Here is a 22,100-nt window from a genome sequence, read left to right as displayed (position 1 = left end):
AAATAGTCTGGTGGCGATAGCGAGAAGGTCACACCCGTTCCCATACCGAACACGGAAGTTAAGCTTCTCAGCGCCGATGGTAGTTGGGGGCTGTCCCCCTGTGAGAGTAGGACGCTGCCGGGCTTTGGTTTTCTAATTGCTATATATGGGCATGTTTTAAAATCAAATAAAGACTATTATCGCGGGGTGGAGCAACGAGCGTTGGTTCAAAGAATATTCTGCGAGTTGTACCGATCGAGACGCATCTTGGTTATGCTTCCTGAGATCGGGACAGTCCTTATGCTATATGTGAGCATAGAAAAATCACATAAATAATACTATCGCGGGGTGGAGCAGTCCGGTAGCTCGTCGGGCTCATAACCCGAAGGTCGCAGGTTCAAATCCTGCCCCCGCAATCCGGTCCGGTAGTTCAGTTGGTTAGAATGCCTGCCTGTCACGCAGGAGGTCGCGGGTTCGAGTCCCGTCCGGACCGCCATTTTTATAGCTTTAATTGAAAGAACGAAACAAGGTTTCGTCTTTTTTTATGTCTTTTTTGGTCTTCGCTCTAGTGCACCGACTAATGAAAGATGGCATGCTTTGCCCATTGATTTAAAATGATGTACACTACATATAGATTATTCTCCTTAGGATTTATCCTAAGGTTTTTTTGTTCATACGCAGATTAAACCATTAAAGGTGATGAAATAATATGAGTCAGTTTGAGTTTATCTCGAACCAGCCGGAGGATACCATTGGATTTTCAAAACGACTTGGCAGCTTGCTCCGGCCGGGGGATGTTCTTGCTCTGGAAGGTGATTTAGGTGCAGGCAAAACGACATTTACAAAGGGGCTGGCACAGGGCCTGGGTGTTACCAGGAATGTTAATAGCCCAACTTTTACGATTATAAAGGAATACCAGGGAAGGTTGCCTCTTTATCATATGGATGTGTATAGAGTGGAAGATTCCTTTGAAGATCTGGGGTTTGATGAATATTTTGAAGGCAATGGGGTCACAGTTGTAGAATGGGCTCATTTAATTAAAGACCAGCTTCCTGATGAATTGTTGACGGTTTATTTATATTTGGGAGACAACGGATCAAGAAGGCTGGTTTTGGAACCAACAGGAAAGAGATATGAGGAATTGTGTAAGGAGATTATGTCATGAAGGTGCTATCCATCGATACATCCAATTATCCTCTAGGAGTGGCCCTCCTCGATGGTGATAAGGTAATAGGCGAATATATTACAAATGTGAAGAAGAATCACTCTATCCGGGTTATGCCGGCTATTGATATGTTAATGAAAGATTGTGATGTCAAACCAGCTGATTTAGATAAGATCGTGGTTGCGAAAGGGCCTGGTTCTTATACTGGAGTCCGCATTGGTGTAACTATAGCCAAAACACTTGCATGGACATTAAATATACCGCTGGCAGGAGTATCAAGCTTGGAGATTTTTGCTGCTTCTGCAGGAAGGTATTTTGATGGGGTAGTATCCCCTTTATTCGATGCCAGGAGAGGACAGATTTATACAGGCCTGTATCAATATAAGGAAGGTCAGTTGGTTTCTCTCGTGAAAGACCAGCTGCTTCTTTCTAAAGATTGGGCTGAACAGCTTTCAGAACAAAATGAGAAGGTGCTTTTCATAGGAAACGATTTGCCGCTGCATCAGGGTGTCTTTGAGGATACACTCAAAGATCAAGCTATATATGCAGCACCCACGGAACACAATCCAAGGCCTGCAGAACTTGCTTTATTGGGCAGAGACCGAGAGGGTGAGGAAGTTCATTCTTTTGTTCCCAATTATATTCGTCTTGCGGAAGCCGAAGCCAATTGGATTGAAGCGAACAAAGAAAAAAAGCTATAGTGATAAGGAAGCGAAAGCATGAATAAGTCCTTAACTTTCCGTTTTATGAATGAGCAGGATATTGATGATGTTTTGGAAATTGAACAAAAATCGTTTGCTACTCCCTGGAGCAGGGAAGCCTTTTATAACGAATTAACACAGAATCAGTTTGCCGTATACGTAGTTTTAGAAGAAGAGGAAAAAGTGATAGGCTATTGCGGAGTTTGGATAGTAGTGGACGAAGCTCATATCACCAATGTTGCAATGCTGCCCGAATATAGGGGAAGGAAACTTGGTGAAGCACTAATGCGCAAGATAATTGAGGTTGCCGTTGAAATGGGTGCCAAAACGATGACCCTTGAAGTCAGGGTATCCAATTTTACAGCACAGTCCTTATACCGCAAACTCGGCTTCCAGGATGGGGCAATTAGAAAGAACTATTATACTGATAATCAAGAGGATGCTTTAGTAATGTGGGTGAATTTATGAATAAAAAAGATCAATGGGTCATGGGAATAGAGACGAGCTGTGATGAGACAGCAGTTGCCATCATTAAGAATGGCCGGGAGATTGCGGCAAATGTTGTTGCATCCCAAATAGAAAGCCATAAACGGTTCGGCGGAGTAGTTCCGGAAATTGCTTCCCGCCACCATGTCGAACAAATAACTATTATATTGGAAGAAGCATTAAACCAGGCAGGAATTACTTATTCGGATCTATCTGCAATTGCTGTAACTGAAGGGCCTGGCCTTGTTGGAGCACTTCTTATCGGTGTAAATGCTGCAAAAGCGATTGCTTTTGCCCATGGGATACCGCTTGTAGGCGTGCATCACATTGCAGGGCATATTTATGCTAACCGATTAGTTGCTGAAATGAAGTTTCCTTTGCTTTCTCTTGTTGTATCAGGAGGCCATACAGAGCTTGTCTATATGAAGGAACATGGCCATTTTGAAGTGATTGGCGAAACAAGGGATGATGCTGCAGGGGAGGCTTATGATAAGGTAGCAAGAACATTGAGCCTTCCCTATCCAGGGGGGCCGCATATAGACAGGCTTGCACATGAAGGGGAGCCTTCGATCAATTTGCCAAGGGCCTGGCTGGAAGAAGGGTCCTATGACTTTAGCTTCAGCGGTTTAAAATCAGCAGTTATTAACACTGTCCACAATGCTGAACAGCGTGGGGAGAAAATTGTCCCCGAGGATCTTGCGGCAAGTTTTCAGCAAAGTGTCATAGATGTACTGGTGACGAAAACGGGAAGAGCTGTGGAGGAATATAAGGTTAAACAACTTCTGCTGGCAGGCGGTGTAGCAGCGAATAAAGGATTGCGTTCAGCATTGGAGGACAAGTTTGCAAATAATCCGGGAATAGAGTTAATTATCCCTCCACTATCTTTATGTACAGATAATGCAGCCATGATTGGAGCTGCAGGCAGTATTTTATTTGTAAAAGGCATTCATTCGGGCTTGGATTTAAATGCAAACCCAGGCTTGGATATTGCTATCCACAATGATAAATAATATAGGTAAAAGTCCCCGGTTGTCCTGGGGGCTTTTTTTGTGGATAAAATGGTCATTTTCTGAATTTTATGTTGATAATGTGGATAAAACACCATGTTTCTGTGGACAATGTGGAAAACCCTGTGGAGACCGAATATAATCGACTTTTGTTTGTGGTTATCTTTGTGGATAATAAAAAAGACTGGCAGTGACTATCCTACCAGTCTAAAAGTTATGAATTTTCCCACATTACTCATCTGCTAAAACTGTCCATTCATCCATCAGTTCTTCCAGCTTTGCTTTCAAATCATCTTTTTCATTTGTTATTTCCAATACTTTTTCGTGGTCTTGATAAACTTCCGGATCGCAGAGAAGCTGATCATACTCTTCGATCCTCTTTTCCAAAGCTTCTATATGCTCTTCGATTTCTTCCATTCTTCTTTTTCTTTGTCTTTCGAGCTTTTTTGTTTCCTTATCAAGCTGATAATTGTTTTTTTCCTGTTTTGAAGGCTGTGCAGAATGAGCATTGTCATTTTGATCGAATGCCTGCAGTTCTTCTTGCTCCTGCTTCTTTTCAACAAAATAGTCGTAATCCCCAAGATATTCAGCTGCACCGCTGCTGGAAAGCTCTATCACCTTTGTTGTTATTCTGTTGATAAAATAACGGTCATGGGAAACGAAAAGAATAGTTCCCGGATAGTCAATTAAAGCATTTTCCAAGATTTCTTTGCTATCCAGATCAAGATGGTTTGTCGGCTCATCCAAAATTAAGAAATTAGCTTTCTGCATCATGAGCTTTGCCAGCGCCAGGCGGGCTTTTTCACCGCCGCTAAGAGTTGATACGGTTTTAAGGACATCATCACCGGAAAATAAAAAATTGCCTAAGATCGTGCGGATTTCCTTTTCAGGCTTAAGCGGATATTCATCCCATAATTCGTTGAGGACTCGCTTATTGCTAGTAAGCTCAGCCTGTTCCTGGTCATAGTATCCGATTGTTACATTGGATCCATATTGTATATCACCGGAAAGAGCCGGTATCTTTTTCACAATCGTTTTCAGTAAAGTAGATTTGCCGATTCCATTCGGCCCTACAAGGGCAATGCTTTCTCCTCTGGCAAGGCGGAAGGAAATATTTTCAGAAACTTTATCTTCATATCCGACAGCGAGTAAGTTTACATTTAAAACCTCATTGCCAGACTGCCTTTCAATATCAAAGCCAAAGGATGCGGACTTCTCGTCTCCAAGCGGTCTGTCCATCACTTCCATTCTCGCAAGCTGCTTTCTCCTGCTTTGGGCTCGTTTGGTTGTAGATGCTCGGGCAAGGTTGCGCTGGATAAAATCCTGAAGCTTTGAAATTTCCTCCTGCTGTTTTTCAAATTGCTTCATTTCGCGTTCAAAGTTTTCCGCTTTTTGGTCCAAATAGGAGCTATAGTTTCCAGGATATTTACGTATTTGGTGCCTTGAAATTTCGTATACCTGTGAAACCACTTTATCCAGGAAATAACGGTCATGTGAAACAATTAGAATGGCACCGTCATAGCTCTGCAAGTATTGCTCCAGCCATGATAATGTTTCAATGTCCAGGTGGTTTGTAGGCTCGTCCAATATGAGAATATTGGGCTTTGTAAGCAAAAGCTTTCCAAGGGCAAGCCTTGTTCTTTGGCCGCCGCTTAAGGATGAAATTTTCGTATCGTAGCTGAAAGAATTGAAGTTCAGCCCATGAAGAATGGAGCGAATATCCGCTTCATATTGGTAGCCGCCATTTTCTTTGAATTCTACCTGAAGTTTATCATAATCCTTTAAGATTCGATCGTATGCATCAGAATTATTCATGGCGTCAGGATCTGACATTTGTTCTTCAAGACGGCGCAGCTGTTTCTCCTGCTTCTGTAAATGCTCGAACACTGTCAGCATCTCATCCCAAATGGAAAGGTTGGATTCAAGGCCGGTATTTTGTGCCAGGTATCCAATCGTTACTTCCTTGGGTTTAATGATGTCGCCGGAATCATACGCCATATGGCCGGCTATTATCTTCAAAAGGGTAGATTTTCCTGCTCCATTCCGTCCGACAAGGGCAATCCGATCCCTAGTTTGTACTTCAAGCTTTATATTCGTTAAAATAGGATCAGCAGCAAAATTTTTGGTTAGCTGATTTACTTGTAAAAGTATCATTTTTTTCACCTCTATAGTATAGAGTAAGTGTAACTTATTCATATATGTTCGGCAATAAAGTGAAACTTCCATCAACGGAATGTTTTACACGTTGGTGGTTAGTTGAGGCCCGCCCGGAGGCAGGCCTTTTATCCTGCAGGTGCTGAATGGAAATATTTTATAGGAAAATAGTAAAGAAATATGTGAAGAAGCATACAAAGCACGTACAAAGATGGGGTAAAATAGTGTATGATTTTGGAGAGAGGTGTTTTTTGATGGCGGATTTTACCCATTTTAATCAAGAGGGCAGAGCAAAAATGGTGGATGTCAGCGACAAGCCTGAAACAGCGCGGACAGCCATTGCCCAATCAAGCATAACTGTTAATAAAGAAATATATGAAAAGATTACATCCAATACTATGAAAAAAGGGGATGTGCTTTCTGTTGCACAGGTTGCCGGCATCATGGCCAGCAAGAAGACATGGGATATTATTCCGATGTGTCATCCGCTGCCGCTGACTGGCGTGGATATTTCTTTTTCATGGAAAACCGGGCAGGAAGAATATATTCTGCTCATCACTGCTTCTGTAAAGACAAAAGGAAATACGGGTGTGGAAATGGAAGCGTTAACAGCAGCTTCTGTTTGTGCTCTAACTGTTTATGATATGTGTAAAGCAGTAGATAAAGGAATGATAATCGGACCAACCTTTTTAATAGAAAAAACAGGCGGGAAAAACGGAGATTTTAAAAGAGACTAATACATCATAGGGACGGAGATGTACGAATGGCCAATGAACCAATGAAAATACCGCAAGCCACAGCTAAACGGCTTCCTTTATATTATCGCTTTCTTAAAAACCTCCACTCCTCAGGGAAACAAAGGGTATCATCAGCGGAACTCAGTGAAGCGGTTAAGGTGGATTCGGCAACAATCCGCCGGGACTTTTCTTACTTTGGTGCGTTAGGGAAAAAAGGTTACGGCTATAATGTAAATTATCTGCTATCCTTTTTCCGTAAAACCCTAGATCAGGATGAACTGACTAAAGTCGCTTTGGTCGGAGTAGGTAATTTAGGGACAGCCTTTTTAAATTATAATTTTCTCAAGAATAATAATACAAAGATAGAAGTTGCTTTTGATGTGGACGAGAACAAGGTAGGGACAAAGATAGGAGATGTGCCTGTCTATCATATGGATGACCTGGTAAAGGTCATTGAAGAAAATGATATTCAGGTGGCTATCTTAACAGTTCCGGCACCGCCTGCCCAGGCGATTACAGATCGGATGGTTAAAGCTAAAATTAAAGGCATCCTGAATTTTACGCCTGCCAGGCTGACTGTGCCGTCGTCCATTCGGATTCACCATATAGACCTGGCTGTTGAATTGCAGTCACTGGTTTACTTCTTGAAAAATTATCCGGCAGAAACGTAAGCCCTGCATTCCAAAAGAAAATACTTGAAGATTGTTATGGATTCGCTATTATAGGTAAGGGGAGGTGTGCGGCAATGATGAATCTTGGACCTGGAAGCCTCATACTCATTATCTTAATTGCATTAGTGATTTTTGGCCCAAAGAAACTTCCGGAATTGGGAAGAGCAGCGGGGAGTACTCTACGTGAATTTAAAAACGCAGCAAAAGGCTTAGCGGAGGATGACGATAAAAAAGATGCTAAGTAAGTTAGGATGAATAGTTATGAGTCATAATGATATGACGATATATGAACATATAGGCGAGCTAAGAAAAAGGATTGTTATTTCAGTCATCTTTTTCTTTATCGCTGTGATATTTAGCTTTTTCCTGGCTGAGCCGCTGATTGTATATTTGCAAAAAGCGGATGAAGCGAAGGAACTGACGATGAATGCTTTCCGGTTAACCGATCCGGTTAAAATTTATATGCAATTTGCTTTCCTGATCGCTTTTATTATTACATCACCAGTGATTTTATATCAGCTATGGGCGTTTATCAGTCCGGGGCTATCAGATAAAGAGCGGAAAGTAACACTTAGTTATATACCCGTTTCTGTTATTCTATTTGTCGGCGGAATCGCATTCGCTTATTTTATTTTATTTCCATTTGTAGTCGAGTTCATGACTTCAATTGCCAATCGGCTGGATATCAATCAAGTAATCGGGATAAATGAATATTTTCAATTTCTTTTCCAGCTGACCATTCCATTCGGAGTGCTGTTCCAGCTTCCAGTTGTGGTCATGTTTTTAACAAGGCTGGGGATTGTCACGCCAATGTATTTGGTGAAAATACGGAAATATGCTTACTTTGTATTAGTAGTAATAGCAGCCTTTATTACACCGCCGGATCTTTTATCCCATATGATGGTCACGATACCGCTGCTGCTTTTATATGAAGTCAGTATTTTTATCTCTCGCATTTCCTATAAAAAAGTATTGGAAGCAGAGAAGCTGCAGGAAATCGAAAGCGAACAATCATAACAAAAAATGAGCCTTATTTCAGGCTCATTTTTTATTTTTATTCTTCAATTTAAAATGGAAGCCAACCATTCGCAGGCCGGTGCCAAAATCGAATGTGGCAATGATGATCAGAAAATAAGTGAAGAATCCCCATGCTTCTTCACGCTGTATATTCTGAATGGCTATAAAGGTAAAAAGACATCCCAGCAGAATGTAAACGATGCCCGAAAACAAAGGTGTGCTTCTCATTAAAATCCTCCAATAAAGTGAAACTTCACCCAGCGAAGCGTTTTTTTTCGCTGAGTGTTAGATGAACAAATCGGGCCTTTACGGGCAGTTGGCCATCATAATCGTACCTCGTCCTATTACCGAAATCGATAGTGTTGGCTTACTGCCCGTTAGACTGCGATAAAGCTGATAAAGCTTTGTACATTTTCCATTTCCTTCAACCACTTCTCCAGGTTGCCCTGATTAAGCTGAATGATTGCAACAAAAGTATTCATGGCGACGTGGGCAAAAATCGGTACGATTATCCGTTTTGTTTTTACATATAGGAAAGCAAAGGTAAAGCCCATGGCCGAATACAGAAGAATATGTTCAGGTTCAAAATGGGCAAGAGCAAAAATTACAGAGCTAATCAGGGCAGATAGGAAGAAGTTAAATCGTTTATAAAGAGAACCGAAAATAATCTTCCTGAATACGATTTCTTCCAGGATGGGCCCAACAACTGAACTAATCAAGATTACGACAGGGGAGGCTTCTATGATCCGGATGATTTGCTGTGTATTTTCAGATCCCATTTCAACGCCGATCATGTTTTCAATGCTTGCAGCTGTAGCTTGAGCAATTAACGCTAAAAATATGCCTCCAATTGCCCAGCCTACTGCACTTGCTGCAGAAGAAGCATCTCTTTGGGCCAAACCTATTTTCATCTCTTTTCTCAGCAAAAGAAGCGTAATAATCAACGTAATAGTGAAACTGATGACCAGCCAGTAGGCTACCGCCAGTATGTGCATGTTATCGGGACTCTGTCCCAGGAAGTCTGCAATTAACATGATCAGCGGAACGCCGAAAAGACTTGAAAGCTGCATAGCTATATAGGCTATTAAAATAATCCAGTATTCCTTCTTCAAAATGTTTACCCCTTAAGATTGATGGTTTTAAGACATGTACTAAAGCCATTTTACTCTTAAAAAGGAGTTGGTTTCAAATCTCAGCACTGCATTTGGGATTTTTTAGCAAAAAAGAATAGAAGTGAAGCATACTTAGGAGGTTGTTTGTGTCGAATTTTGACGTGTTTTGAACGGTGCAAATTTTTTTAAAAAATTTAAGCTTCACCCTTGCAAATAGAAATGAGATTCATTAATATAATAATTGTGTTAGCACTCGATTAGAGAGAGTGCTAATAATAAAAAATTTACATAATATTTGAGGAGGTTGTTTCACTTGTTAAAGCCACTAGGTGATCGAATTATTATCGAGCTTGTTGAAACTGAAGAAAAAACTGCAAGCGGCATTGTACTGCCGGACACTGCTAAAGAAAAACCTCAAGAAGGTAAAGTTGTAGCTGTGGGAACTGGCCGCGTTCTTGAAAATGGTGAGCGCGTTGCTCTTGAAGTTGCTGACGGCGACCGCATTATCTTCTCAAAATATGCTGGTACTGAAGTAAAGTACGAAGGCAAAGAATACTTAATTTTACGTGAAAACGATATTCTTGCTGTAATTGGCTAGTAGCCGAAATACGGTAGATTTTAAAAACGATAAAGAGCTAAAAATCAGAGGAGGTTTTTATAAATGGCTAAAGAGATTAAATTTAGTGAAGAAGCTCGCCGTGCGATGCTTCGCGGTGTAGATTCCCTTGCAAATGCAGTAAAAGTAACTCTTGGACCTAAAGGACGCAACGTGGTTCTTGAGAAAAAATTCGGTTCTCCGTTAATCACTAATGATGGTGTTACAATTGCGAAAGAAATCGAATTAGAAGATGCTTTTGAAAACATGGGCGCTAAGCTTGTTGCTGAAGTTGCAAGCAAAACAAACGATGTTGCTGGTGACGGTACAACAACTGCAACAGTTCTTGCACAGGCGATGATCCGTGAAGGACTAAAGAACGTTACTGCAGGCGCTAACCCAATGGGTATCCGCAAAGGTATTGAAAAAGCGGTTGCTACTGCTGTTGAAGAATTAAAAGCTATTTCAAAGCCAATTGAAAACAAGGAATCAATTGCTCAAGTTGCAGCGATTTCTGCTGCTGACAATGAAGTTGGCCAATTGATTGCTGAAGCTATGGAACGCGTTGGCAACGACGGTGTTATCACAATTGAAGAATCTAAAGGATTCACTACTGAGCTTGATGTGGTAGAAGGTATGCAGTTCGACCGCGGATATGCTTCTCCATACATGGTAACAGATTCTGATAAGATGGAAGCCGTTCTTGAAAACCCTTATATCTTAATCACTGATAAGAAGATTACTAGCATCCAGGAAATCCTTCCTGTTCTTGAGCAGGTTGTACAGCAAGGCAAGCCACTATTGCTTGTAGCTGAGGATGTTGAAGGTGAAGCTCTTGCTACATTGGTAGTTAACAAGCTTCGCGGAACTTTCAATGCAGTTGCTGTTAAAGCTCCTGGCTTTGGTGACCGCCGCAAAGCAATGTTAGAAGACATCGCTATTCTAACTGGCGGTGAAGTGATTACAGAAGAGCTTGGCCGTGACCTTAAGTCCGCTACAATCGACTCTTTAGGACGCGCTACTAAAGTTGTTGTTACAAAAGAAAACACTACAATCGTTGAAGGTGCTGGAGACAGCGCGCAAATCGGCGGACGTGTTAACCAAATCCGCACTCAAATGGAAGAAACAACTTCTGAATTTGACCGCGAAAAATTACAAGAGCGCCTAGCTAAGCTTGCTGGCGGTGTTGCAGTTGTTAAGGTTGGTGCTGCAACTGAAACTGAATTAAAAGAGCGCAAGCTTCGCATCGAAGACGCCCTTAACTCTACACGTGCAGCTGTAGAAGAAGGTATCGTTTCCGGCGGTGGGGTTGCCCTTCTAAACGTTTACAATAAAGTAGCTGCCATTGAAGCTGAAGGCGATGAAGCAACTGGTGTTAACATCGTATTGCGTGCGATGGAAGAGCCAGTCCGCACAATCGCTCACAATGCAGGCTTAGAAGGTTCTATCATTGTTGACCGCTTAAAGCGCGAAGCAGTTGGAACAGGCTTTAACGCTGCTACTGGCGAGTGGGTAAACATGATCGAAGCCGGTATTGTTGACCCAACTAAAGTAACTCGTTCAGCCCTTCAAAACGCTGGATCTGTTGCGGCTATGTTCTTAACAACAGAAGCTGTTGTAGCTGACAAGCCGGAAGAAAATCCAGCTCCTGCAATGCCTGATATGGGTGGCATGGGCGGAATGGGCGGCATGATGTAATTAGGTTTTAAAACCTAATTATATCAAGTCAAAAATATTAATATGCTTTTCTTGTTCTCGGATTTGTCCTCGTTTTCTAAACACCGAATCCAACAAGAAATGAAGCTAACTATAGGAGGAGGCCTTTCGTCAGTTTGCTAAACTGATGGGAGGCCTTTCTTCCATATTGGCGGTCATATGAGAATAGATATTCATCGTAGAATTAATATCCTTATATCCTAGCCGCTGTTGTATTTCTTTAATGCCGACTCCAGCTTTAATAATGAAGTGTGGGTATGTCTAAAAGAGTGTGGAGTAATGTTCTTTTTCTATTTCTGCTTTTTTCAGAAGCCTTTTAAGCCGGGTCTCAACAAACTTTCTTATTTGTGAATGTCCATCCTCTTAGGCGAAAATAAATCCGTTATCTTGATAAACAAGTCTGTTTTTAATTTAATCTCATTTTGTTTAAGTCGATGCTTCTTAAACATGTTTATTAGCATTTCATCAATCTTTATAGTACGGACAGAGCCCTTTGTCTTTGGTGTTAAAAGCTGATATTTTTTTAGGGTTATAAAGAGTTTTAGTAACTCGAATAGTACCTTGTTTTTCGTTTAAATCCCCCATTTTAAGGCCAATATTTCACAAATTCGTAAACCGGTATAGGAAAGTATTGTCAACACAAGTTGATCCATTTCAAGCCCGTCCATATACTTGAGAAAATGAGCAAGCTCTTCTTTTTCACGAAAGACAATATCCTCTTCTTCTTTCTCCAGTTCTTCAATACTTTGCTGCTTTTTGGGCATTTTTGAACTCCTCAGTAGGATTATTTTTTATGAGTTAATGCTTTCCGAAAAATCATTCTTCCACAACCATGAATACCATCCATATAATTTTGGCTGTACTTTTCGTTTAATTCCAGATACTTTTTCGTACATTTTCTTAGTGAAAAAAAATAATCGCAGCAACTATAAAAATTATTCCAGATTACTCTAATTTCTGTTAATGATATTACACTCTCATTTTAATGCACACGGAACCTGCCTTAGGGAAAATCAGGACTAATATCGACATTATTCTTATAAGACTAAAGGCAGAATTCTAGCAATGACAGGGGACAAGGTGAAATTACCAATCCTTAGTTAGGTCAATTTTACTAATATTGTAGATATTTGTTTAGTAGAAAATATATTGACAAGGAGGTGGAATTGAATTATTATATATTTAATTAATAATTCTGATAATTATAAAAACACTACACTGTTGTTCAGTTACTGACAAAATGAACCTCATTCTAAAAATCTCCTATGGTAAACATCATCCTAGAGCCTGTTTTTATTTCAAAACGATTGTAAGCGCTCTTAAAAATTAATTTCCTATTCTCTAATTCCTAGATAGAATGCCCTTAGCTTTTCTTCCAATGGTATATACCATTGGAAGAAACAAGATTTACAAATGAAGTAAAAATACTATATCCTTTGTATATAGATTAAATACGTGAATATACGGGAGAAATAGAGATGAACAGAATGATCAGAGATGAAGAGGATGTTCCTTTTTACAAACAATTAAAAAATAAAATTCTCGATGAAATTGAAAGCGGAAAGCTTAAGCATGGTGATAAGCTTCCTTCGGAACGGGAATTGGCTGAGCAGTTTCAAATCAGCCGGATGACAGCAAGACATACCTTGTCGATCTTGGAGCGGGAAGGTGTAGTGGAGCGGCGTGTAGGGTCGGGAACTTTTATCAACAATAACAAAATCCAATTGGATTTTGTTACGTTTAATAGTTTTACCAAGAACATGCTGAGTAAAGGATTAATACCTAGCACACAGATTCTGTCCATTCGTAAAATGGAAGCCACACCTAATTTAGCTCAAAAGCTTAAACTGCCCCTGGGAGAAAATATGATTGCTATTCAACGGCTTCGGCATGTTAATGAGACTCCGATTTCGATTGAAGAATCATTCCTGCCAGAGAAGCTTTGTCCTAGGCTCGATGAAATTATTACCGACAATGATTCTTTGTATGAAATTTTAGAAAGAGAATATGGGGTTGTGCTTGTCATGGCAAAGGAGTTTATGCAGATCACAGTTTCCGATGAAAGTGAGAGCAAGCTGTTGAAAATACGTTCCGAGAGTCCGTGTATCTTCCAAGAAGCAGTTGCTTTTGATACCAATGAAAAGGAAATAGAATTCTCCACGTCCTTAACGAGAAGTGATATAGTCAAGTTTTATTCTGAATTAAAGTTGAAATGATAGTTAAAATCATTTCAACTTAGTTTAAATGGTATATACCAAAAGTGAGATTTGGAGGTTTTTTTCATGAAGGTAATCGGTGTTGGAGATAATGTGGTTGATAAATATGTTTATAAAAAAACGATGTATCCAGGCGGAAATGCCTTGAATTTCAGTGTCTATGCGAAGCAGTTAGGGATTGAGGCAGCCTATCTTGGAGTGTTCGGCAATGATCGGGCCGCAGAGCATATTATTGCCACCTTAAAAAATTTGAATGTTGACATTTCTAACTGCCGGCAGCATGAAGGGGAAAATGGGTTTGCCGCAGTTGATTTAGTAGATGGTGACCGGGTGTTCATCGGTGGAAATGGGGGCGGTGTTCAAATGGATCATCCGATTGTCCTCAGCTCAGAAGACTTGGAATATATTAAAAGCTTTGATATTGCCCATAGCAGCATCTATAGTGAGATGGATTCAGAGTTAAATAAATTAAAAGAATCCGGGATCCTGGTATCCTATGATTTTTCGAGTGATTATAACGATGAATTGCTAGCGAAGAATTGCTCTCATATCGATATAAGCTTACTCTCATGCGGGCAATTGGCCGAAGAGGAAGTAGAGAATCTATTAAAACGTGCCCATTCCTATGGGAGTAAATTAGTATTGGGCACAATGGGCTCACGCGGCTCGATTGTCTATAACGGTCAATCCTTTTACCGCCAGGAGCCGCACTTTGTGCAGCCGGTTGATACACTCGGTGCCGGAGATTCCTTTTTTACTGCATTTATCTTACATTATCTTTCTGAAAAAAAAGAAAACCCTGAAATTCAGGAAGCCACCCTCCTCCAAAACAGTATGGAGGAAGGGGCCAAGTTTGCGGCAAAGACGTGTCTTGTAGAGGGTGCTTTTGGTTATGGGATTCCCTTTTAATTTCCTTAAAGGGATTAAAATATAAATCCATTCATAGAAGGTTGGGGGGTGAAGGAATACCGCTTTTGTATAGGTTGATTTTATAAAAATAAGGAGGGTTAATGAATTGAGAAGGAAAATAAACGTTTTATTAGCAGTACTGATGGTGTTCGCTCTTGTCCTGACAGGATGCTCTAGTTCCTCTTCTAGCAATGAAGAGTCGGGGAAAGTTGTATTAAAGTTTTTGCATAAGTGGCCGCAGCCAGAATACGCTCCTTATTTTGAAGAAGTAGTGGAAGCCTTTGAAAAGGAAAATCCAGATATCACCATTAAAATGGAAGCGGTTGCAGATGAACCGATTAAAGACAAACTCCGTGTAATTCTAGGCGGTAACGAAGTTCCAGATATTATGTTTTCATGGTCAGGTGAATTTGCCAGGAAATTCGTCCGTGCAAATGCAGCTTTAGATTTAACTCCTTATTTAAATGAAGATCCAGCTTGGAAGAACAGTTTTATTCCGGCATCTCTTCAGCCTTTTATATCAGATGAAATAAATTACGGGATTCCGCTTCGTTTCAATGGGAAATTTTTTGTTTACAACAAGAAGATTTTTGATAAATATCAACTGCAGGCGCCAACTACTTGGGATGAATTTATACAATTGCTAGACACCTTGAAAAAGGGCGGAGAAACGCCAATTATTCTAGGTAACCAAGGTCCATGGGCAGCAATCCATTACTTAACAGGCTTAAACCAAAAGATGGTGGCCCAGGATGTGAGAATGAAAGACTATAATCCGAAATCAGGTGAGTTTACAGACCCAGGCTATATAACAGCCATGCAAATGTTAGCTGATTTGAATAAGAAGGGTTACTTTATGAAGAATGTTAACTCTAGTTCTCATGATATGGGACAACAATTATTTGCAGCCGGTAAGGGAGCAATCTTCTATGTCGAATTAGAAGAATTTCAAACGATCGAGAATAATATGAAAGGAAACTGGGGCTTCTTCCCAATGCCGTCCATTGCAGATGGCAAGGGCAGTCAGAGTTTCATTACCGGAGCACCGGATGGATTTATCGTTTCTTCTAAAACAAAACATCCAAAAGAAGCGATTAAATTCTTGAAGTATTTAACAAGTAAAGATAACGCCTTAAAGCTTGTGGAGCAAATTGGCTGGCCAAGTCCTATTGATGGGGCTACAAACCAAGATACAGCTTTGAAGGAAGTGGCTGAAGGTGTTGAAGTCATGAAGAAGGCTGAAGGTATGGCTGAATGGCTCGACACAGATGTCCATGCGAAGGTAGCGGATGTGTATCTATCCAATATTCAGCTATTGCTTGATGGATCCAAATCTCCAGAAGAAATTATCAAAGATGTACAAGATGTAGCTAAGCAAGTACAAAGTGAAGTGGAATAAGAAAAGCGGAAGTACCCGTTAAGCGACTATTCCACTATCATCTGGGTTCAGGAGCTAGACAGTAATCTATATTACTACATGTTACATTTTTTATAAATGAGAAAGGGTAGGCAGGGCACACCAGCTTACCCCCTCCTAGGAGGAAGTTGGGGATGACAAAAACATTTAAAAACAGCCAAACTGCGATACTTTTTATTTTGCCAGCGCTTCTATTCATCCTTTTTTTTGTATTTTTGCCGATTGTATTAAATCTATATAACAGTTTGTTTCGGTGGAATTCATTTGAAGCTGGAAGAGTGTTTGTTGGCTTAGAGTATTATGGCAGACTTTTCAAAGATCCAATCTTTTTTACTGCATTGAAAAATAATTCTCTGTACGCTGTCATTTCATTGGTTTTTCAGGTAGGTATGGGCTTAATCATTGCAGCCATATTAGAAGATAAATTGATTAGAAGGTTTCAGCCATTTTTCCGGACTGTCTTTTTTATCCCCGCTGTTATTTCAATTGCGGTTGTTGGTTTGTTATGGCAGCTCCTTTATAATCCAGAAGTGGGTTTAGTGAACGGGGTGTTAAATGCAATCGGACAATCGGAATGGGCAATATCTTGGCTGGGTGACAGTAAGACGGCGATTTATGCTGTTGTTGCTGTTTCACAATGGCAGTACACCGGTTATATGGTGATGTTATTCTTACTCGCCATGCAAAAAATCCCTTTTGAATATTATGAAGCGTCTATGATTGATGGAGCTTCTAAGATAAAAACGTTCTTTTTCATCACCTTGCCGCAAATGAAAGAAATGATTCTGGTCGGTACGGTGATTACGGTAATCGGTGCGTTCAAAGTATTCGATGAAGTGTATGTAATGACAAATGGGGGACCCGGCCGTTCAACCGAAGTGTTAGGAACGATGCTTTATCGGGCAGCCTTCCGAAATGATGAAATGGGTTATGCTTCTACCATTGGGACTATTATTTTTGTAGTCACCCTTACTCTTTCCTTAATTCAGCTAAAAATAGGCAAATCGGGACAGGAGGCGTAGGCAATGGCGAATAACAATACGGTAGTTGAGACGAATGAAATAAAAGAAATCAAGACAGGAAGTTCCAAGCTGTCTTTGAAGGTGAAAAATAGAATTTTTCAAACGGTTGTGCTTATATGGTTTAGTCTCTTTGCATTGGTGATCATTTATCCGATCCTTTGGCTCGGCTTGAGCGGACTAAAATCTAATGCTGACTTTTTCTTAAATACTTGGTCGCTTCCGGAAAAATGGCTGTGGGAGAATTACCGGGCCGCTTGGGATGCCGGGATTGGCCAATTTTTCCTAAATAGTGTGTTCATTACGGTGGTATCGGTCGTAATGGTATTACTGCTGGGGTCGATGGCCGCTTTTGGGTTAAGCCGCTTCCAGTTTAAAGGACAGAATATTTTGCTTGTTATTATCCTAAGCGGGCTAATGCTGGCGCCGCAGGTCAGCTTAATTCCACTTTACAAATTACTGCAGGCGATTGGACTGTACAATACTTATTGGGCGTTAATTCTCCCATATGTTGCATTTCAACTGCCGTTTTCAATTTTCTTAATGCGCTCCTATTTTCTGTCGATTCCGAAAGAGCTTGAGGAGTCAGCGATTATTGATGGATGTAATAGCTGGAAGGTTTACCGACATATAATTGTTCCGATGGGAAAACCGATTATTGCCTCGTGTGCGTTATTAACGGGAATGAACGTGTGGAATGAATTTATGTTTGCGTTAGTTTTTGTGGAGGATTCTGCCCTAAGGACGATTCCGGTGGGTCTGATGAATTTGAGAAGTCAGTTGAATACCAATTTCGGAATCCAATTGGCGGGGTTAGCCATTTCGGCGCTGCCAATGATTATCGCGTATATTGTTTTCCAAAAGCAATTTGTGCGCGGTCTGTCGGCAGGTAGTGTAAAAGGATAATAGAAACTTGTAAAGAGTCATAGGGGAGTGAAAAGGAAAGGGTTGGTTCGCTTTCCTCTTCCCTCTCCGTCACTCTAGTTTCGTATGATTGGTTTGAATGGTATATACCAAATGTCATTTTTTAAAAACTACGTTGGGAACCGAAATGGAGGGATTGGATGGGCAAAATCAAGCGGTCGCAAATAACAGGAATGAACTTTCATTATCTGCACTATCCGCTGGACTATTTTTTAGCTGCGATGGTGAAGTATGAGTTTGAAAAAATTGAACTGTGGGGTGCTGCGCCGCACCTGTATGTGGAGGATTCTTCCTTAGTAGAAATCCGTACCATTAAGAAAGAAATCGACCGGCGTGAATTGGAGGTCGTTTGCTTTACTCCTGAACAGTGTATGTACCCGATCAATCTTGCCGCAAAAGAGTCGGCGATTCGTGAAAGAAGTGTCGCTTATTTTAAAAAATCGATCGATGCTGCGCTTGAATTAGAGGCGCCGATGGTGTTAGTTACGGCCGGCTGGGGATACCGCAATGAAAGCAGGCAGGAAGCGTGGAGCCGGACCCAAGATTCATTGGAACAGCTAACCGTTTATGCGGAAAAACAAGGAATCGTTTTAGCCCTGGAGCCATTACAAAAAATTGAGTCCAATCTGATTACTACCTTGCCTGAGTTAAAAGAAATCCTAGCTTCGATTGCTTCTCCTCATTTAAAAGGAATGGTCGATACCATTCCGCTTGCGGTAGAAGGGGAGGAACTGGCCAGCTATTTTCAGCAATTGCAGGGTGACTTGGTCCATATCCACTTTATCGATGGGAACCCGGGTGGACATTTAGCATGGGGGGATGGCAGCCTGCCATTGGAAACATATATGAAAACCTTAGGAAACTACAACTACGATCGTGCCCTTACGATGGAGTTTACTTCTTCACAATACTTGATTGACCCTAACAAGGCGGTTGAAAAGTCCCTGCGAAGTCTTACACCGTTTCTAGAGTAACGGACGGAGAGATTGTTCCGACTAGTGGGCCGTTGGTGCTACTGTATGGATGTATTTTTATTGGTGGATTCGCCTTGATTTGTTTTGGTACCTATCAAAGGCTCCAATATACGCAAAATGAAGTTTCATCTGACAAAGTCATAAAAAAAGGAGGATAAAAAATGTTAGCAGACGTACAAAAGGTTTTGGATGTCTTTAAAGAACGGGACATCGATCGTGTCTATTTCGTAGGCTGCGGTGGCTCTTTATCCCTTATGTATGCAAGTAAATACGTATTAGATCGGGAAAGTGCAACGATTGACTCGGACCTGTATAGTTCCAATGAGTTCGTTCATCGTAACCCACGGAGACTCAACGAGAAATCGCTGGTGATTTTGTGCTCCCACTTTGGAAAAACACCGGAGACGGTAGAGGCAGCCCGATTTGCACGGGAAAAAGGTGCAATTACTGTCTCGTTAACCTTTGACCCGGGATCACCGCTTGCCGAATCATCTGAGTATGTGATTGTTTATGAAGATGGGAAAGAAGCGAAGTATGTGAATGAGTCACCAGCCGTGATGCTGGAACTTGTTTTTGGACTTCTGGCTGCCAAAGAAGGGAATGAAAAGTTTTCTGATGTCGTTTCCTCCTTAGAGAATTTAGATCAAATATTGATACAGGAGAAAGCAAAGTATTTTGATCAGGCAAAGGAATTTGCTCAATCCTATAAGGATGAAAAAGTAATTTACACGATGGCGAGCGGTGCAAATTATGGAACTGCTTATTGGTTTGCGATTTGCCTGCTGATGGAAATGCAATGGATTCACTCCCACGCTCTCCATGCCGGGGAATATTTCCACGGGCCGTTTGAAGTCTTGGATCAAAACGTACCAGTAATTCAGCTGTTAGGTTTAGATGAGACCCGGCCATTAGAAGAACGCTCATTGGAATTTACCCAAAGATATGACGAAAGAGTCGTCGTCCTTGATGCAAAGGACTTTGATCTGACGGGTGTAGCAGAAAGCGTCAAGGGCTACATAGCCCCACTCGTCCTGCAAACTATCCTGCGCCAATACGCAGAAGAACTAGCAACAGTCCGAAACCATCCACTAAGCACAAGAAGATATATGTGGAAAGTGCCTTACTAAAAATGTTGGTGGTGTCATTTATGGTGTCAGGCACCAAAAAGGCACCATAAAAATGTAATCCTAATAATTCTAATAAAAATTTGGAGGTAGTGTACATGTTGAAATTTGATGCTGAGTTATTTTTACAATTGGTTGGAAAAGAGGCCATCGCGAAGAGAGAGGAAATTGAGAAGGTTGTTGATGGTATTTCAGCTAAAGGATTTAAAAACATTTTCCTAATCGGTTCCGGCGGGACGATTGCGATGATGTATCCATATGAGTATATCTTAAAGTCCAATTCCACACTGGAGGTACATGCGGAAATTGCAGCTGAGCTTATGGTAATGAATAATCGCCACCTGACCAAGGATTCTGTTTGTATCTTTGCGTCAGTTACTGGCACGACAAAAGAAACAGTAGCCGCTGCTGAGTTCTGTAAGAGCAAGGGTGCGACAACGATTGGGCTAGTTGCAGAACAAGGTACGCCATTGGCTGAGGCTGTAGATTATTGCATCTCCACTGGTCATGAGAAGCATTCGTTTGACACTTTCTTTATTCACCTGCAGCTGCTTACGTTCCGTTTTATTCATAACAATGATGAGTTCCCGCAATATGATCAGTTTGCAAAAGAAATTTCCCTCTTACCACAAGGTATCGTCGATGCGTTAGAGCAGTTCGACTCACAAGCTGAGCAATTCGCAATCAAACATAAAAATACTGATTACCACATGCTGGTTGGGGCCGGGAATCTGTGGGGGAATACTTATTCCTACGCAATGTGTATCTTAGAAGAAATGCAGTGGATCAAGTCTAAATCCATCCATGCGGCTGAATTCTTCCACGGCACACTTGAACTGGTTGAAGAGGATACAAGTGTGATTTTATTCAAGGGCGAAGATGAAACTCGTCCATTGGTAGAACGTGTTGAACGATTCGCAGAAAATATCACCAACGAATTGTTCATAATAGATACAAAGGATTACCGCTTGGAAGGAGTTAGTGATGAATTCAGAAAGCATTTTGCAATCTGCCTGAACTGGGCACTAACGGGCCGAATTAGTGTATATCTTGAGCGTGAAAGAAATCATCCGTTAGAGACTCGCAGATATTACCGTAAAATGGCTTACTAGGAGGCGACCAGCATGTATAACTTTGATGTGAAAAGATATTTAACCATTCAAAATGGCGCCTTATCTCTTAAAGATGAATTCGATCAGGTAATTGATTCAGTGATACAAAAAGGGTTGAAAAATGTATTCTTTGTTGGAACTGGAGGGGCGGCCATCCTGATGCGCCCGGTTGAATATATTTTAAAAACACATTCCAACCTGCCGGTTTATACAGAGATCTCTTCGGAATTAATGTTGATGGATCATCAGCACCTGGGTGAACATTCATTGGTTATCTTGCCTTCTTTGTCTGGTACAACCAAAGAAACAGTGGAGGCAGCAGCGTTTTGTAAAGAAAAAGGGGCGGTAACGATCAGCCTTGTGGGGCATGCCGCTACACCGTTAGCGAATGGAACCGATTATACTTTTGTCAATTATGCAGCTGATGATACCTCCTGTGAATCGTTCTATATCCAGTCTTATTTACTAGCGTTCCGTTTGATGTATAAGCGGAATGAATTTCCAGTCTATAAGCAATTTGTTGAGGAAATGCGACAACTGCCAAATGCCCTCGTTACGGTAAAGGAAGCGGTAGAACCGCGGGCGGCAGAGTTTGCCTGCAAACATAAAGATACACCGTACCATATCCTTTCAGGAACAGGGATCGATTGGGGTCAAACCTATTATTATGGCATGTGTATTTTAGAAGAAATGCAGTGGATTAAAACACGACCAGTTCATGCCCTTGATTTCTTCCATGGTACCTTGGAATTAGTGGAAGAAGATACGAGCATAATTCTATTAAAAGGGGAAGATCGAACCCGTAAGCTAGCGGAGAGAGTCGAGCGATTTGCTGAACATTACTCGAAGGAAGTAACCATTTTTGATACGAAGGAATATCCATTAGAGGGCATTTCCGAAGGTCTGCGTAGTCTCGTTTCTCCGATTGTCTTTGCGGCGTTACTTGAGAGAGTCAGCTGCCACTTGGAAGAGCAAAGGAATCACCCGCTGACAACGAGAAGATATTATAAAAAAGTACCATTTTAATAGAATCATTGGTTTGGGAGCGGCCTTCACAATAGTGTT

The 22,100-nt window shown here is 41.1% G+C and carries 23 protein-coding genes, 2 tRNA genes and 1 rRNA gene; 22 read left to right on the top strand and 4 right to left on the bottom strand.

Annotated elements, in window-relative coordinates:
- Nucleotides 1-6: 6 nt before the first annotated feature.
- The 7 genes from rrf (at nt 7) to tsaD (ending at nt 3,341) form a co-directional block, all read left to right on the top strand.
- A 5S ribosomal RNA gene (gene rrf, locus DFO73_RS27000) occupies nt 7-123 on the top strand.
- 198 nt (nt 124-321) lie between these two features.
- A tRNA-Met gene (locus tag DFO73_RS26995) sits at nt 322-395 on the top strand.
- Between the two features lie 3 nt (nt 396-398).
- A tRNA-Asp gene (locus DFO73_RS26990) sits at nt 399-475 on the top strand.
- Nucleotides 476-688: 213 nt separating this feature from the next.
- A complete protein-coding gene (gene tsaE, locus DFO73_RS26985) occupies nt 689-1,144 on the top strand; it encodes a tRNA (adenosine(37)-N6)-threonylcarbamoyltransferase complex ATPase subunit type 1 TsaE (RefSeq protein WP_110067744.1) in 456 nt (151 codons plus the stop codon).
- Nucleotides 1,141-1,845: a tRNA (adenosine(37)-N6)-threonylcarbamoyltransferase complex dimerization subunit type 1 TsaB gene (gene tsaB / locus DFO73_RS26980; protein WP_110067743.1), complete on the top strand. Its 705-nt coding sequence runs from the start codon at nt 1,141-1,143 to the stop codon at nt 1,843-1,845. The genes tsaE and tsaB overlap by 4 nt, the downstream gene beginning before the upstream one ends.
- A gap of 18 nt (nt 1,846-1,863) precedes the next feature.
- Nucleotides 1,864-2,313, top strand: coding sequence for a ribosomal protein S18-alanine N-acetyltransferase (gene rimI / locus DFO73_RS26975; RefSeq protein ID WP_110067742.1), 450 nt, complete (start codon nt 1,864-1,866; stop codon nt 2,311-2,313).
- On the top strand, nt 2,310-3,341 hold the full coding sequence (gene tsaD / locus DFO73_RS26970; protein WP_110067748.1) for a tRNA (adenosine(37)-N6)-threonylcarbamoyltransferase complex transferase subunit TsaD: 1,032 nt from the start codon (nt 2,310-2,312) through the stop codon (nt 3,339-3,341). The genes rimI and tsaD overlap by 4 nt, the downstream gene beginning before the upstream one ends.
- Before the next feature lie 228 nt (nt 3,342-3,569).
- Here tsaD and DFO73_RS26965 read toward each other — a convergent pair whose 3' ends face one another.
- Nucleotides 3,570-5,492 (bottom strand): ABC-F family ATP-binding cassette domain-containing protein, encoded by a 1,923-nt coding sequence (locus tag DFO73_RS26965; protein WP_110067741.1) that lies wholly within the window; start codon nt 5,490-5,492, stop codon nt 3,570-3,572.
- 254 nt (nt 5,493-5,746) lie between these two features.
- Here DFO73_RS26965 and moaC point away from each other — a divergent pair, with 254 nt between their 5' ends.
- The 4 genes from moaC (at nt 5,747) to tatC (ending at nt 7,917) form a co-directional block, all read left to right on the top strand.
- A complete protein-coding gene (gene moaC, locus DFO73_RS26960; protein WP_110067740.1) occupies nt 5,747-6,229 on the top strand; it encodes a cyclic pyranopterin monophosphate synthase MoaC in 483 nt (160 codons plus the stop codon).
- A gap of 26 nt (nt 6,230-6,255) precedes the next feature.
- The gene (locus DFO73_RS26955; RefSeq protein WP_110067739.1) at nt 6,256-6,900 is read left to right on the top strand and encodes a redox-sensing transcriptional repressor Rex; all 645 of its coding nucleotides are present in this window, start codon (nt 6,256-6,258) and stop codon (nt 6,898-6,900) included.
- 77 nt (nt 6,901-6,977) lie between these two features.
- On the top strand, nt 6,978-7,145 hold the full coding sequence (gene tatA, locus DFO73_RS26950) for a twin-arginine translocase TatA/TatE family subunit (protein WP_181396152.1): 168 nt from the start codon (nt 6,978-6,980) through the stop codon (nt 7,143-7,145).
- Between the two features lie 16 nt (nt 7,146-7,161).
- Entirely contained in the window at nt 7,162-7,917 is a 756-nt protein-coding gene (gene tatC / locus DFO73_RS26945; RefSeq protein ID WP_110067737.1) for a twin-arginine translocase subunit TatC, read from the top strand.
- Nucleotides 7,918-7,941: 24 nt separating this feature from the next.
- Here tatC and DFO73_RS26940 read toward each other — a convergent pair whose 3' ends face one another.
- Together DFO73_RS26940 and DFO73_RS26935 are read right to left on the bottom strand one after the other, a co-directional pair.
- Nucleotides 7,942-8,145: a YdiK family protein gene (locus DFO73_RS26940; protein WP_110067736.1), complete on the bottom strand. Its 204-nt coding sequence runs from the start codon at nt 8,143-8,145 to the stop codon at nt 7,942-7,944.
- Nucleotides 8,146-8,294: 149 nt separating this feature from the next.
- A complete protein-coding gene (locus DFO73_RS26935) occupies nt 8,295-9,029 on the bottom strand; it encodes a CPBP family intramembrane glutamic endopeptidase (RefSeq protein ID WP_110067735.1) in 735 nt (244 codons plus the stop codon).
- A 313-nt stretch (nt 9,030-9,342) separates the two neighbouring features.
- Between DFO73_RS26935 and groES the strand changes: the two genes are divergently transcribed.
- Both groES and groL read left to right on the top strand, forming a co-directional pair.
- Nucleotides 9,343-9,627 carry a co-chaperone GroES gene (gene groES / locus DFO73_RS26930; protein ID WP_009336289.1) on the top strand — a complete coding sequence of 95 codons (285 nt, stop codon included), beginning with the start codon at nt 9,343-9,345 and terminating at the stop codon, nt 9,625-9,627.
- Between the two features lie 63 nt (nt 9,628-9,690).
- Nucleotides 9,691-11,322, top strand: coding sequence for a chaperonin GroEL (gene groL, locus DFO73_RS26925; RefSeq protein ID WP_110067734.1), 1,632 nt, complete (start codon nt 9,691-9,693; stop codon nt 11,320-11,322).
- A 590-nt stretch (nt 11,323-11,912) separates the two neighbouring features.
- Here groL and DFO73_RS26915 read toward each other — a convergent pair.
- On the bottom strand, nt 11,913-12,104 hold the full coding sequence (locus DFO73_RS26915; protein WP_110067733.1) for a hypothetical protein: 192 nt from the start codon (nt 12,102-12,104) through the stop codon (nt 11,913-11,915).
- A gap of 714 nt (nt 12,105-12,818) precedes the next feature.
- On the opposite strand from DFO73_RS26915, the gene DFO73_RS26910 reads away from it, so the two are divergent.
- The 9 genes from DFO73_RS26910 (at nt 12,819) to DFO73_RS26870 (ending at nt 22,061) form a co-directional block, all read left to right on the top strand.
- On the top strand, nt 12,819-13,556 hold the full coding sequence (locus tag DFO73_RS26910) for a GntR family transcriptional regulator (protein WP_258309894.1): 738 nt from the start codon (nt 12,819-12,821) through the stop codon (nt 13,554-13,556).
- A gap of 66 nt (nt 13,557-13,622) precedes the next feature.
- On the top strand, nt 13,623-14,465 hold the full coding sequence (locus tag DFO73_RS26905) for a fructoselysine 6-kinase (protein WP_110067732.1): 843 nt from the start codon (nt 13,623-13,625) through the stop codon (nt 14,463-14,465).
- Nucleotides 14,466-14,571: 106 nt separating this feature from the next.
- Nucleotides 14,572-15,864, top strand: a complete 1,293-nt coding sequence (locus DFO73_RS26900) for an ABC transporter substrate-binding protein (protein WP_110067731.1) — start codon at nt 14,572-14,574, stop codon at nt 15,862-15,864.
- A gap of 152 nt (nt 15,865-16,016) precedes the next feature.
- The gene (locus DFO73_RS26895; protein ID WP_110067730.1) at nt 16,017-16,904 is read left to right on the top strand and encodes a carbohydrate ABC transporter permease; all 888 of its coding nucleotides are present in this window, start codon (nt 16,017-16,019) and stop codon (nt 16,902-16,904) included.
- Nucleotides 16,905-16,907: 3 nt separating this feature from the next.
- Complete coding sequence (locus DFO73_RS26890; RefSeq protein WP_258309878.1) at nt 16,908-17,807, top strand: carbohydrate ABC transporter permease; 900 nt, start codon at nt 16,908-16,910, stop codon at nt 17,805-17,807.
- A gap of 158 nt (nt 17,808-17,965) precedes the next feature.
- The gene (locus DFO73_RS26885; protein ID WP_110067729.1) at nt 17,966-18,799 is read left to right on the top strand and encodes a TIM barrel protein; all 834 of its coding nucleotides are present in this window, start codon (nt 17,966-17,968) and stop codon (nt 18,797-18,799) included.
- A gap of 161 nt (nt 18,800-18,960) precedes the next feature.
- Complete coding sequence (locus DFO73_RS26880; RefSeq protein WP_110067728.1) at nt 18,961-19,926, top strand: SIS domain-containing protein; 966 nt, start codon at nt 18,961-18,963, stop codon at nt 19,924-19,926.
- A gap of 95 nt (nt 19,927-20,021) precedes the next feature.
- Nucleotides 20,022-21,035 (top strand): SIS domain-containing protein, encoded by a 1,014-nt coding sequence (locus tag DFO73_RS26875; protein ID WP_110067727.1) that lies wholly within the window; start codon nt 20,022-20,024, stop codon nt 21,033-21,035.
- A gap of 12 nt (nt 21,036-21,047) precedes the next feature.
- Nucleotides 21,048-22,061, top strand: a complete 1,014-nt coding sequence (locus DFO73_RS26870; protein ID WP_110067726.1) for an SIS domain-containing protein — start codon at nt 21,048-21,050, stop codon at nt 22,059-22,061.
- Nucleotides 22,062-22,100: the final 39 nt, after the last annotated feature.

Source organism: Cytobacillus oceanisediminis (assembly GCF_003182355.1).
Classification (GTDB): domain Bacteria; phylum Bacillota; class Bacilli; order Bacillales; family Cytobacillaceae; genus Cytobacillus; species Cytobacillus oceanisediminis_A.
The sequence above is the reverse complement of the archived record's forward strand: the minus strand, read 5'-3'. Positions and strand labels throughout refer to the sequence as shown.